Genomic DNA, 12,702 nt, shown 5'->3' on the forward strand with positions numbered 1-12,702 from the left:
TTGGACGAATGGCGAGAATGAGCTGCCGCTCAGCAAGTCCTACACATATACGCTCTTGGCGCGGGTCCTGCAAGAACGAGGCGTCCGGACTCACCGTCTTTTAACAAACCGCGCCCTAGCGTGGGACTCAGGGCTGCGGGATATCCACATGCTGAGACTCAGTCAACCGAAAACGCTCGAGGATGAATCCCGGCAGTTGTCGCTGCTGATCAAAAGCGTCACGGACTACGCCATCTACATGCTCGATCCGGATGGCTACATCTGCTCCTGGAATCCCGGCGGTGAACGCATCAAGGGCTACACCGCCCAGGAAATCATCGGCGAACACTTCTCCCGGTTCTACACGCCCGAAGATGCCGTCGCCGGTGTTCCGCGGAACAATCTTCTGGCCGCCGCGGAGAAAGGCGGCCTTTCCGCGGAAGGCTGGCGCGTGCGCAAGGATGGAAGCCGGTTCCTGGCGAGCATCGTCATCGAGCCCATCCGGGAAAACGGAAATCTGATCGGATTCGCCAAGGTCACCCGTGATGTCACCGAGCGACACTCCTCCCAGAAGCGCCTGGAGGAGGCCCGGGATGCGCTGCTCCAGGCGCAGAAGATGGAAGCCATCGGCAAGCTCACCCTCGGTCTCGCGCATGACTTCAACAACCTGCTCACGGTCATCCTCAACAGCCTGGACGTGATCGCCGCCAGGACCGCGGGCAACGACAACATCACTTCCCCGTTGAAAGCCGCGATCCGGGCCTGCGATCGGGGCGCGCTGCTCACCCGCCAGCTGCTGACCTTCGGCCGCGGGCAGGACCTGCTTCCGCAATCCACCGATCTCGGCGAACTCATTCGCAAATCCGGCGATCTGTTCGAACGGGCCTGCGCCGAACAGATCTGCCTGCGTTTCGAGCTCGCCGACGGTCTGCCGCGCGTGCTCGTGGACCGGGCCCAACTGGAGGCCGCCATCCTCAATCTCGTTTCCAACAGCAGGGATGCCCTGGAGGGAACCGGCAACATCGTCGTCCGGACGTTCGCCAGTCCGATGAAAAATCCCCTGCGGGCCGACGCCAGCGAATGCCTTCACGTCTGCGCGGAGGTCGCCGATGACGGACCCGGCATCCCGCCAGAACTGCAGGCCAAGGTATTCGACCCTTTCTTCACGACCAAGGAAGTAGGAAAGGGAAGCGGCCTTGGGCTCAGCCAGGTGTTCGGGCTGGCCACGCAGTCCAGTGGCTTTGTCCAACTGGTGAGCAATCCGGGCCAGGGTGCGGTGCTCCGCATCTGGTTGCCCGCACACGGGGAGGAGGAGATTGGTGAACGTTCGCAGGGTGCTCTTCGTCGAGGATGAGGTCGACATCGCGGAGGTCGTGGCGGACGCCCTGGCTTCCGAAGGCTATGAAGTCCGCGTCGCATCCAACGGCCACGACGCACTGGAACTGCTCCGCGCGGGCATCCCGTTCGACTCCGTGATTACCGACGTGAGCATGCCGGACGGCGTCTCCGGCATCGACGTCGCGCATGAGGCTGCACGGCTCAACCCGGAAGCCAGAATCATCGTCGCCTCAGGTCATCAACTCGGTCACTTGCCGCAACTGCCGGATCGCTTCCAGTTCATTCCCAAGCCGTACCGGTTGGCGGGATTGTTGAACGCGATCGGCTGAGTTGCGCGGCCGCGGCGCCTCAGGTCTGCGCGGGCACCCGCGGTGGCTGGATGGCCGGCGCGTGCCGCGCCATCAGCGCCACGATCCAGTCGATGAACACGCGCAGTTTGCGGCTGACATGCCGGTTGGGCGGGAATGCCACGTACAACGGCATCGCGTCGAGCCGCCAGTCCTCGAACAGCCGCACCAGTTCGCCGCGGGCCAGCGGTGCGTGCGCCATGTAGTGCGGCAGCCACAGCACGCCCAGACCCGCCACGCCCGCCGCGAGATAGGCGTTGCCATCGTCCACCGACAGCGCGTGGCGTCCCTGCACACGCACCTCTTCCCCGCCCCGGTGCAGCGGGGACATCAACGTGCTGCGAATGCGCGAGCTGCGGTAACTGACGATGCGGTGCTGACCGTCTTCCAGCGCCTGCGGATGCGCCGGCGTACCCGCACGCGCGAGGTAGGACGGTGCGGCATACACGCCCAGCGGCAGATCGGCGACATGGCGGGCGCGCAGCGACGGATCCGTGAGTTCGCCGCCACGCACCACGCAGTCCACGTTCTCGTCGATCAGATCCACCTTGCGATCGCTCGCGCCCAGATCGAGCTGGATTTCCGGATAGCGCGCGTGGAAATCGGGAAGCGCGGGCACCAGCACCAGACTGGCCAGCGGCGCGGGCACGTCCACGCGCAGCCGGCCGCGCGGCGATGCGGAGGCCGCGGACAGGCTGGTTTCGGCATCGTCCAGGTCACCTAGCAGGCGCACCACCCGCTCGTAGTACGCGGCGCCATCGGCGGTGACGTTGACCTTGCGCGTGGTGCGGTGGAGCAGCTTCACCCGCAGATGGGTCTCCAGTTGCTGCACCAGTTGGGTGACGCGGGTCTTGCTGGCCAGCAAGGTCTCGGCCGCCCTGGTGAAGCTGCCCGTTTCCACCACGCGGACAAAGGCCTGCATCGCATCGAGACGGTCCATGGGGGGTTCCGGACGTTGGGATTGTTTGGATTCTACAAACAGTGATCCCGCGTTCGGCGTGTTTATCGCCTTGGCGCGGCTGCCTAGAGTGATCGGCAGAACCCGGGGTCATCCCCCGCCAGGAGATTCCCATGAATACCCGTGATGTCGTTTTCCCCCCGGGCCGCCGCGCCCTGTACGAGCGCAACCGCTATTCCCCGGCCGTGCGTTCCAACGGCCTCCTGTTCGTGTCCGGCCAGGTCGGCAGCCGCGAGGACGGCTCGCCGGAGCCTGACTTCGAGGAACAGGTGCGGCAGGCTTTCCGCAACCTCAACGCCATCCTGGCCGAAGCCGGCTGCACCTTCGACGACATCGTGGACGTCACGGTCTTCATCGTCGACCCGGAGAAACACTTCGAACGGGCATGGAAGATCGTGCCCGAGTTCTGGGGCGAGGCGCCGTATCCCGCGCTGACCGGGATTGGCGTGACGTGGCTGTACGGCTTCCATTTCGAAATCAAGGCCACCGCCAGGCTGCCGGACGTCCCGCGCCGGGCCGCGTGACCTCAACGACAACAGGAGCATTCCCCATGGCACCGCGTGATCCCGTATTTCCCGCAGGCCGGCACGACCTCTATGCGTCCCAGACCTATTCCGCCGCGATCCGATCTGGGGATCTGCTGTTCGTGTCCGGCCAGGTCGGCAGCCGCGAGGACGGCTCGCCCGAACCGGACTTCGAGACGCAGGTCCGGCTGGCATTCGTCAACCTCGAAGCGACCTTGAAAGCCGGAGGCGGCGGGCTGGACGATATCGTCGACGTCACCACCTTCCACACGGATCCGGAGCGTCAATTCGGCACCGTCATGAAGATCAAGGGCGAAATCTTCCCCAAGGCCCCCTATCCGAACTGGACCGCGGTCGGCGTGAACTGGCTGGCGGGCTTCGACTTCGAGATCAAGGTGATTGCGCGGATTCCCGGCTGAAGGGGGATCCCGCTTCGGGCCGGCGGTCGGCGGTCGCCGGGGCCTGTCCTGCGCGACGCGCGCAATGCGTTGACAGGACTATTCCAGGGCATCCCTGTCCGGATGGCCCCCGCCGCCCACGATGAATCTGTTCGAACGCGAATCGCAGCTGGACGCCCTGGCGGACTTGCTCCAGAAAGCGCGGGGCGGCACCGGCAGCATTGCGCTCGTTGGCGGCGAAGCGGGCATCGGCAAGACCAGTCTGGTGACCGCGCTGCGCCAGCGACGGGACACGATGAACCTCTGGCGGGGAGCCTGCGATGCCTTGCAGACACCACATCCGCTCGCCCCCCTGCACGACATCATCCGCAACAACCCGGTCTCTTTCGGTGCCCGCGTCGATCAGCTGGAGCGCATGCAGCTCTTCGGTGTCGTCCTCTCCGAGCTGCAGGCGGCGCCCACGCTTTTCGTGGTCGAAGATGCGCACTGGGCGGACGAAGCGACACTCGATCTGCTCAGATTCCTGGGCAGGCGCCTGGAGCAGGTGCCTTGCCTGCTCGTGGTGACCTACCGTGACGACGAAGTGTCCGCACAGCATCCCTTGCGTCGACTGATGGGAGATCTCCCGCGGGCATCCCTCACCCGCATGCAGGTGCCGCGTCTGACCGCGCAGGCCGTGAAGGCCATGGCCCAAGACTCCTTGCACTCACACGAGGGTTTGTACGAGGTCACCCAGGGCAATCCCTTCTTCGTCAGCGAAATGCTGCGGCGAGGCACCGAGACCGTGCCTCATGGCGTGGAGGATCTGGTGCTGGCGCGTTTCGCCCGGCTCGGCCCCGTGGCCCAGGAACTCGCGCAGTTGGCGGCGATCGTGCCCCGGCATATCCAGGGCTGGTTGCTGGAAGCCGTGCTCGCGCCTTCGGTCGATACGATCGAGGAATGCCTGGATACCGGGCTGCTGGTCGCCCATGGCGAGGTGTTCGCCTACCGGCATGAACTGGCGCGTGTGGCGATCGAGCAGTCGCTGTCGGGTCCACGTGCGCAGCGGCTCCACGCGCGCGTTCTCGCGGCGCTGGAGGACGTACCCGCGAGCCGTGCGCCACTGGCGTGGCGCGTGCACCATGCCGCCCGCGCCGGCGACGCCGAAGCGGTGTTGCGCCTGGCACCCGCCGCCGCCGGCGAGGCGCAGCGCAGCGGCGCCCATCGCGAGGCCGCCGCGCACTTCCGGACCGCATTGGCGTTCGCCGACGCGCAACCGGACGCGGTCCGTGCCGCGCTGCTGGAACGCCTCTCCTACGAGTGCTACCTGACCGAGCAGATCGGCGAAGCCCTGACCGCGCGTGACGCGGCGCGCGATCTCTGGCGCCGTCTGGGTGCGACCGTCCAGCAAGGGGACGCCACCCGCTGGCTCTCGCGCCTGAGCTGGTACAACGGCCAGACCGTGCCCGCGCAGGCGTATGCGGATGAAGCCATCCAATTGCTGGGCGACCAGCCACCCTGCCGCGAACTGGCGATGGCCTACAGCAATCGCGCGCAACTGCACATGCTGCAAGGCGAAAACGGGGACGCCATCCTTTGGGGCGGTCGGGCACTGCAATTGGCCCGCGAACTCGGCGACGGGGAAATCGAGGCGCATGCGCTGAACAACATCGGCACCGCGCAACTCGACAGCGGCGACGCGGCCGGCGCGCTCACCCTGGAGCAGAGCCTGAAGACCTCTCTGGCCCGGGGCTTCGAGGAACACGCGGCGCGCGCCTACGTGAACCTTTCGTACGACGCGGTCATGTGCAGACGCCTGCCCGCCGCGCAGGACTGGCTCACGCACGGCTTGGCTTACTGCGAAGCACGCGACCTCGATGCATGGGGAGGCTATCTGGCGGCGATGCAGGCCTGCGCCTGGTTCGCCGAAGGCCAGTGGGATCGGGCCGCCGGCCAGGCGACGCAGCTCCTGCGGATTCCCAACCTCGCGCCCATCAGCCGCGTCATCGCGCTCACGGTGCTGGGTCACGTGCGCGTACGCCGTGGGGATCCGGACGCTTCGGTGGTGCTGGAGGAAGCACTGCAACTCGCGCTGCCCATGCAATCCTTCCTTCGCATCGCGCCGGTGGTGGCCGCGCAGTTGGAAGCGGCGTGGTTGCAAGGCGATGAGCCACGCGCCAATGCGGCCATGGCCGCGCTGGTATCGACGCATACCCGGTCGCGCTATCACCGTGACCTGATGGATGAAATCGCGTATTACCGCGGCCTGGGTGAGAGCCGGGACGAATCCTCCGCGCATACGCCGGCATTTGCCCTGCAGTTCGCCGGCCGATGGCATGAGGCTGCGGAGGCATGGCGCGAACTCGGTTGCCCGTACGAGCAGGCGCGTGCACTGGCCGAGGGTGACGAAGCGGACCAGCGCGCCGCGCTGGTGATTTTCGAGCGCCTCGGTGCCAACCCGATGGTCGCGCGCCTGCGCCGCGCGTTGCGCGAAGCGGGCGTCCGCGGCGTCCCGCGCGGCCAGCGCGCCTCCACCCAGGCCAATCCCTGCGCCCTGACCTCACGCGAAATCGAAGTCCTGCAACTGCTGTGCGGCGGCCTGCGCAACGCCCAGATCGCCCAGCGCCTGTCGCGTTCGGTGCGCACGGTGGACCACCACGTCGCCGCCGCCTTCGCCAAGCTCGGCGTCGGCACCCGCACCGAAGCCGTGGCCGCCGCGCTGGCGATGGGCATCCGCGCCAGAAAATAGGCAATCGCCCCGCGCAATCTGGGCAGGCTCGCCGACGCGGCGCGCAAGGGGGCTCCGTAACCTTTCCAGCACAGCAATCCGCTGTGCCCACTACGGAATCCCCAAATGAAAACCGCCCTCAATCCCCTGCACGCGCTGGCCGTCGCCGCCCTGTGCGCCCTGGCCCTGACCGGCTTCGCGGCGGCGAACGCCACGAGCGCCAAGAGCGGCGCGACCGGCGCCAACCACCGCTATCTCATCCAGCGTTCCTTCCCCAAGGGCGCGCTTGACGGTCTGGACGCCGACACCAAGGCCAAGGTCAACCAGACCAATGCCCGGTTCGGCGTCAAATGGCTGATGTCCTTCGCCAACGGCGACAAGACCAAGACCTTCTGCGTTTACGAAGGTCCGACCGAAGCCGCCATCCGCCAGGCGGCGCAGGCGAACCACCTGCCGGTCGACACCATCACCGAAGTGCCCGTCACCCTCGAAGCCCACTGAGCCCGCCAGGTGCGCGGCCGCACGGTCGCGCCACCACGGCATTCGCCATCCTTCCGGAGAAACTCCCATGCCCCGTTACGTCATCGAACGCAATTTCCCCACAGGCCTCAACATCCCCATGACCGAAGTGGGCGCCCGCGCCTGCCTCGGCGTGGTCGCCACCAACGCCAGGGAAGGCGTGACCTGGGTGCACTCCTATGTGAGTGCCGACAAGAGCAAGACGTTCTGCATCTACGACGGTCCGGATCCCGAAGCCATCCGCCGGGCCGCGGGCGACAACAACCTGCCGCTGGAACGCATCACCCAGGTGAACGTCCTGGCCCCCTACTTCTACCGCTAGGAGGAAACCGACCATGTCCCGTTCACTGGCCGTGTTGTACGGCGGCGTCTGCTACGCGGCATTCCTGGTGACGTTTCTGTACGCCATCGCCTTTGTCGCCGGCATGGGCGTGCCGAAACACATCGACAACGGGGCGGCCACGCCCCTTGCGACCGCACTGATGATCGATATCGCCTTGCTGGCCCTGTTCGCCGTCCAGCACAGCGGCATGGCGCGGCCCGCGTTCAAGCGGTGGTGGACGCGTTTCGTGCCGCAACCGATTGAACGCAGCACCTTCGTGCTGGTGAGCAGCCTGGTGCTGGCGCTGCTGTTCTGGCAGTGGCGTCCCCTGCCGCAGGTCATCTGGCAGGTGGACAACGGTCTGGCGAGGGGATTGCTATGGGCGATCTCCCTGCTGGGCTGGCTGCTGGTGCTGACCAGTTCGTTCGCGATCAATCACTTCGAACTGTTCGGCCTGCGGCAAGTGTGGCTTCACGCGCGGCGGCGTTCCCCGAAGGACGAGCCCTTCGTCCTGCGCGCCATGTACCGGATCGTGCGCCACCCGCTGATGCTGGGATTCCTGATCGCGTTCTGGGTCACGCCCGGCATGAGCCTGGGACATCTGCTGTTCGCCGTCGTGGTCACCGCTTACATCGTGGTCGCGGTCAAGTTCCTGGAGGAACGCGATCTGGTTGCCATCCACGGTGATGCGTATCGCGACTACCAACGCAGGGTCCCGATGCTGTTGCCTCTGCGGAAGCGTGTTTGAGCCCGTGGGGTACAAGCCTGGTTCCGTTCCGGTGCGGCGGGGATTTCCCGCCGCACCTCATTCCGGATGCGACAAGCAGCAGCGTGGCGTATGCAACGCCAACACCTGAATCGGGCGACGTCCCTTTCAGGGCAATGGGATGAACTGGCCTTCAATCTCACCCGAAGTATCCGTTGCCGTCTTTGACGAACACCTTGGCGAGACTCTCCACGGGCCGCCCCCCCTGGAAGACGAACATCGAATCCGCAGCGCGGCTACACCGGCCTACTTCGGCAGATTCGAACGAATCAGGCCCGCGGTTTCAGCCAGTTGTCCGGCGGAAACCCGAACGCGCGCCAAACGCTGCGCATCTCCGCCGGAATCATGGGGTGTGCCCCTTTGACGCCCGGCACCATCGAATGTCGCAAGTTGCGGCGGGCCTATGCCCCAGTCGCTCCCCTTCTGCCGGGGCACGACGTGAAAATGGAAGTGTGGTGTTTCCTGTCCGCTGTAGACCCCGTTGTTCTGGAACGTCAGGATTCCGAGGGGCTGATACGTTCTGACGAGCGCCTCGGCGACCCGCTTGGCGGAGATCAGTATTTCCTCGCATTCCTGGCGGGAAAGATCGAGCAGCGTCGCGATATGTCGACGCGTGATGACGCAACACTGGCCAACTTCGAACTGCCATGGATTGATCACGGTGAGCGTATGTTCGCTCTCATCGATAATCGCCCACCTGTCTTCGCGGCCCGCCGTTTCACACAGGTCACAGGGATCTCTTACGGGCAGTTCAATCATCGGTCATCTCCAAACACTTCTGGCTGCAGAGCCGTATGGCCCACCCATTCATTGTTGACCTGCCGCCCCGCCTTCGGCGAGCCGCTGATTCGGTTTCAGATGGATGTAGCCGGCTTTTACTTGCCCTGACGCCAGCGCGGAGGTTCGCCCTTGATGAAGCATATGGCAACGAGTACCAGGAGAACGCCCCATGTGCTGGTCAGGAATGGCACGAGATCCGTGGCGGGTGGAAACACGAAGAAGGTGGAAACCAGAAGTATCAAGGCCAGGCCATAGACCACCCAGCCTTGCCACCGGACCGGCGGACCCCAGCCCCAGCCGTATTTCCGTGCTGGAAACCAATAATTGTCCTTCCGCACGATGCTTCCTTTCGCCCAACGGCCCGATGACGGCCCCCGTGGTCCGCCTACAACGCAACAAGGTGTCGATCTTAGGGGCGCAGGGGCAGGCCAGCAAGCCGACGGATGACGGACGCGGCCAACATGGCGCGAAGCGGACCGGAACGCGGTGCGGGAGATGCGACGACGCCAACCTTGGGAACGACAGCGGAATCGCTGGTTGATGTCCGCTTCCGACCTCGAACGGACACGGCCCCATTCCGGGATCAAGCTGACCCGCGAAGACGCTTCGACTTGAATGAATGGTCAGCCCCGTTCACTGAGCGAACGGGGCGAACGGGGCGAACGGGGCGAACGGGGCGAACGGGGCGAACGGGGCGAACGGGGCGAACGGGGCGAAGCGATGTCGAGGACATGGATGTCTGAGTCAAGAACGCATGTGCCGCACATCAAAGGAAACGCGCTGACGCGTCCTTCACTTGCGGGCGCGCCGTGCGCGTTTTCCATCGTTGCCTTGCGCAGTCGCGCGACTTTGCGCGAACTCGGGGAAAGTCTCCGCCAGCGATTCCTTCTCCGGCAGGATGTAGAACACCCCGCCCCGCTCGAACGTCGGACCGATGATCTGCTCGTAGAACTCGGGCGAGACGTTGATGCAGCCATGGGTGACGCGGTTGTCGTCCGGCGAAGGCGATGCGAGGCGTTCGGGGCGTTTCTCGGCCGGGACGCCGGTCGCGGTGGGGTGGATGGAGACCGCGGACTCGTAGTCCACCCACAACACGCGCCCCGCATCGATCGACGGGCCGAAGCCCCCGACAAAGCGGCCAGCAGGCGTCGTGCGATCCCGGCCCGGAATTTCGCGAAGCGCGAGGCCGGCGATACCGGGGGCCGTGTGATCGCCGATCGCCGAGCCAAAGAGCCCGGGCGCGGCGCCGCGAAGCCGGCCGTCTCCGCCGAACACCAGGACCTGCGCGGCGGCCTTGTCCAGGATCGCGAACGGATAGCCCAGGTTGTCCTTGCTTGCGACCACCCAGCCCGCGAGCTCAATCACCGTATCGGACACTTCCTGTCCTCGCGGAAGCTGATCGGCGGCGGTTATCGGTTGCGCGGCGGCATCCCTGGCGCTGGCCACGCCAACGCTCGTGAACGCCAGCGTCAGCGCCAGCGCGCCACAGGCGGCCCGGATCGCAGGATGTAGATACGTACGGATAGGACGGCTCATCAGAACGAAAACTGGGGGAAGAAAGGAGACCGGCGGCCAGCAAGGCCGCCGGGTCCCGGATGCAAACCGTTCGTCACAAACGGTGCAAGCGCGATCAACCGCGCGGCGAACGGCGGGGCGCGCTTTCCAGCCGCTGGAGACGGCCTTCCATCTGATCCAACCGCTGGTTGGCCTGCTGCGCGGATTGATTGGCGGATTCGGCGCTTTGAGCCGCACCCTGCACCTTCGTGTCGAGTTGATCGAGGCGCGAGTTGATCGTTGCGAACTCGTCCTTGTAGGTGGCGCAGGCGCCAAGACTCAGAGCGACGATCGCCACGCCGAGCGCACGTGCCATTTTCAGATGTTGCTGGGTCATAAACATTCCAACCTCCTTCGTCTGGGAGCTCGAAATATAGCGGCCTTTTTGGCGGAGTCATCAGTAGCCTTCAGGCGACATTGGCGTATGTGGATGGACTGTGAAGATGCGTCAACCCGCGAGCGTTGCGGCCCGGTTCCGTCCGTCGCCATCAAAAACCGCGGTTCCAATGCCTCCGGGCGGTCGACAGGGTCTCGTCCCCATCGCTACCGCACCGCGTGTAATGCCGGCTTCGGGTCGATAGCGGGCACCTCGAACCACACCGCCCTTTCTCCCGACGCGTGAATCAAGCCAGACCCGGAAGCGGCTCCGGCTCGAATGAAGATTCAGCCGGCAAGCTCGGTGGAGAAGGTAAGCCGGTTGCCATCCGGGTCGACAATCTGGAGTTCGCGCGTCTTCCACGCGGTGTTGTGGGGCGGCTTGGCCTTGACAAGTCCCGTTGCCTGAAACGCCCGATAACACTCGTCCACCGCCGGAACCATGAAGTGAACGGCGCCACCGACCTGGCAGTCATCTGCGTGTTCCGTCAGGAAGATCGACTGCCCCTCCCGCGTGAGTTGCGCAAAGACGGGAAAGCCTGGTTCGTGCCGATACTCCCAGTCGACAGTGAACCCCAGGCCTTCGGTATAGAACGGGAGGCTGATCGCCGCGTCGGTCGCGCGAAGAACGGGAACAACGGTCTGGGTCATGACGTCCCTCCATGCTGGCGAACTACGATTGCCCCTACTACGCGGATTCTGGACATGCCCTCGCCAGCTCGTCAATCGCACGCTTCCGGCGGGCGTCCAGGACTCGGATGCTCGCCCGCTTCATCAAACTACAGGTGCCGGTCATTGGCTTCTTCGAAGAAGCGTTGCTGCTTGCGCGCGACGTTCCGGGATGCGTTGACGTGTTGTCATGGAGGACTCCAGAATCCCGACGCACCGTTTCCGGCGCGATGTTGCTCCGGCTGCATCGAGTCCATTTCGCGCCGACTCACTGCCCGCTCCCATGGAGAATGGAAAGTGCTGCGTAATCTCATGCTCTTCTGTTGCACGCTGACGGTCGCCGCCCTCATGGCCTCTTCCGCGCTGGCTCAAAGCACGCGGGACGCCGCCAAGGCGACAAAAGCGTCCCCGGATTCCAAAGATGAAAGCACCTGGGCATCCGGTCCGTGGCAGCCGCCGGAAGGGCTGAAGCAAATCCCGATATGGCCCGGCGCCGCGCCGGACATGAAACCGGGCGCACCCGCGCCGGAACGCATCGAGATCGCCCGGACGCCCGACGCGCTCCATGGGACCACCTCCGAAGCGGCGTGGGATGTTTCTCGCCCAACCCTGACCGTCTTTCCGCCCAAAGGAAAGAACACGGGTGTCGGCGTCATCGTGTTGCCCGGCGGTGGCTTCCGGGCCGTCGTGGTCACCAAGCAGGGCACCGAAATCTGCGATTGGCTGACGTCGCAAGGCATCACCTGCTTCCTGCTGAAGTACCGGGTGCCGACGCGGGACAACCATCACTGGCCCACGGAATGCCCGTGCTTTCCACTTCAGGACGCGCAACGCGCGATCCGGTTGGTGCGCGCCCAGGCGGAAGAACGGCGTCTCGACCCGGGCAAGATCGGCGTCATGGGTTTCTCCGCCGGCGGATTCCTGGTGGCGCAGACCAGCAACATCGTTGTGCCCGCCTACCCACCCGTCGATGCGGTGGACAAGCTGAGCAGTCGTCCGGATTTCGCCATCGCTTTCTATCCCGGCCACCTGTGCCGGGATGGCGACACCCTGGAAACCAGCATCCGGGTCACCCGGGACACGCCCCCCACCTTCCTGCTGCAGGCCTGGGACGACGACGTGGATCCCGTCTGCAACAGCACCCTGTACGCCCGCGCCCTGAATGCCGCGGGCGTCCCCGCCGAAGTGCATCTGTTCGCCAGGGGCGGCCACGCGTTCGGGTTGCGGCGCATGGTTCATCCCGTGGTCGGAATGTGGCCCGCCCTGCTCAAGGCGTGGTTGCTGGATATCGGCGTTCTGGAGCACGGGACGCCAGAACCGACCGTGATCAGCGGTTCATAGCAAACGAGGCAGGACTGGCGCGTCTGGAAACGCTGCCCGTGAGCGATGCCAAGCCTCCTGCCGCTCCCCCTGAAGAAAACATCCCGTGCTCGCCGCGCAATGAACGTGGCAGCCGCGTCCCTGCG

14 protein-coding genes are annotated in these 12,702 nt (G+C 65.3%); 9 read left to right on the forward strand and 5 right to left on the reverse strand.

Annotated features, from left to right (window positions below; genetic code table 11):
- Positions 1–148: 148 nt before the first annotated feature.
- Together AC3DEZ_RS07440 and AC3DEZ_RS07445 are read left to right on the forward strand one after the other, a co-directional pair.
- Entirely contained in the window at positions 149–1,333 is a 1,185-nt protein-coding gene (locus AC3DEZ_RS07440) for a two-component system sensor histidine kinase NtrB (RefSeq protein ID WP_488387942.1), read from the forward strand.
- Positions 1,299–1,646: a response regulator gene (locus tag AC3DEZ_RS07445; RefSeq protein ID WP_488387647.1), complete on the forward strand. Its 348-nt coding sequence runs from the start codon at positions 1,299–1,301 to the stop codon at positions 1,644–1,646. Before AC3DEZ_RS07440 ends, AC3DEZ_RS07445 begins: the two co-directional genes overlap by 35 nt.
- A gap of 19 nt (positions 1,647–1,665) precedes the next feature.
- Here AC3DEZ_RS07445 and AC3DEZ_RS07450 read toward each other — a convergent pair whose 3' ends face one another.
- On the reverse strand, positions 1,666–2,604 hold the full coding sequence (locus AC3DEZ_RS07450) for a LysR family transcriptional regulator (RefSeq protein ID WP_488387648.1): 939 nt from the start codon (positions 2,602–2,604) through the stop codon (positions 1,666–1,668).
- Between the two features lie 131 nt (positions 2,605–2,735).
- Here AC3DEZ_RS07450 and AC3DEZ_RS07455 point away from each other — a divergent pair, with 131 nt between their 5' ends.
- The 6 genes from AC3DEZ_RS07455 to mddA all read left to right on the forward strand — a co-directional run bounded on the left by AC3DEZ_RS07455 (position 2,736) and on the right by mddA (position 7,840).
- Positions 2,736–3,146, forward strand: coding sequence for a RidA family protein (locus AC3DEZ_RS07455; RefSeq protein ID WP_488387649.1), 411 nt, complete (start codon positions 2,736–2,738; stop codon positions 3,144–3,146).
- Between the two features lie 26 nt (positions 3,147–3,172).
- Entirely contained in the window at positions 3,173–3,565 is a 393-nt protein-coding gene (locus tag AC3DEZ_RS07460; protein ID WP_488387650.1) for a RidA family protein, read from the forward strand.
- Positions 3,566–3,686: 121 nt separating this feature from the next.
- Positions 3,687–6,272 (forward strand): ATP-binding protein, encoded by a 2,586-nt coding sequence (locus tag AC3DEZ_RS07465; protein WP_488387651.1) that lies wholly within the window; start codon positions 3,687–3,689, stop codon positions 6,270–6,272.
- A gap of 105 nt (positions 6,273–6,377) precedes the next feature.
- Positions 6,378–6,752, forward strand: coding sequence for a DUF4242 domain-containing protein (locus AC3DEZ_RS07470; protein ID WP_488387652.1), 375 nt, complete (start codon positions 6,378–6,380; stop codon positions 6,750–6,752).
- A 67-nt stretch (positions 6,753–6,819) separates the two neighbouring features.
- Entirely contained in the window at positions 6,820–7,092 is a 273-nt protein-coding gene (locus AC3DEZ_RS07475) for a DUF4242 domain-containing protein (RefSeq protein WP_488387653.1), read from the forward strand.
- 13 nt (positions 7,093–7,105) lie between these two features.
- The gene (mddA, locus tag AC3DEZ_RS07480; RefSeq protein ID WP_488387654.1) at positions 7,106–7,840 is read left to right on the forward strand and encodes a methanethiol S-methyltransferase; all 735 of its coding nucleotides are present in this window, start codon (positions 7,106–7,108) and stop codon (positions 7,838–7,840) included.
- A gap of 264 nt (positions 7,841–8,104) precedes the next feature.
- Here the strand turns inward: mddA and AC3DEZ_RS07485 are convergent, their stop codons facing one another.
- The 4 genes from AC3DEZ_RS07485 to AC3DEZ_RS07500 all read right to left on the reverse strand — a co-directional run bounded on the left by AC3DEZ_RS07485 (position 8,105) and on the right by AC3DEZ_RS07500 (position 11,218).
- Positions 8,105–8,617, reverse strand: coding sequence for an HIT family protein (locus AC3DEZ_RS07485; protein WP_488387655.1), 513 nt, complete (start codon positions 8,615–8,617; stop codon positions 8,105–8,107).
- Between the two features lie 813 nt (positions 8,618–9,430).
- Positions 9,431–10,174 carry a hypothetical protein gene (locus AC3DEZ_RS07490; RefSeq protein WP_488387656.1) on the reverse strand — a complete coding sequence of 248 codons (744 nt, stop codon included), beginning with the start codon at positions 10,172–10,174 and terminating at the stop codon, positions 9,431–9,433.
- A gap of 94 nt (positions 10,175–10,268) precedes the next feature.
- The gene (locus AC3DEZ_RS07495) at positions 10,269–10,535 is read right to left on the reverse strand and encodes a hypothetical protein (protein WP_488387657.1); all 267 of its coding nucleotides are present in this window, start codon (positions 10,533–10,535) and stop codon (positions 10,269–10,271) included.
- A 320-nt stretch (positions 10,536–10,855) separates the two neighbouring features.
- Positions 10,856–11,218, reverse strand: a complete 363-nt coding sequence (locus AC3DEZ_RS07500; RefSeq protein ID WP_488387658.1) for a bleomycin resistance protein — start codon at positions 11,216–11,218, stop codon at positions 10,856–10,858.
- A gap of 171 nt (positions 11,219–11,389) precedes the next feature.
- On the opposite strand from AC3DEZ_RS07500, the gene AC3DEZ_RS07505 reads away from it, so the two are divergent.
- On the forward strand, positions 11,390–12,577 hold the full coding sequence (locus AC3DEZ_RS07505; protein ID WP_488387659.1) for an alpha/beta hydrolase: 1,188 nt from the start codon (positions 11,390–11,392) through the stop codon (positions 12,575–12,577).
- The last annotated feature ends 125 nt before the right edge of the window (positions 12,578–12,702 follow it).

It is taken from the genome of Pseudoxanthomonas sp. 134C1 (genome assembly GCF_057773065.1).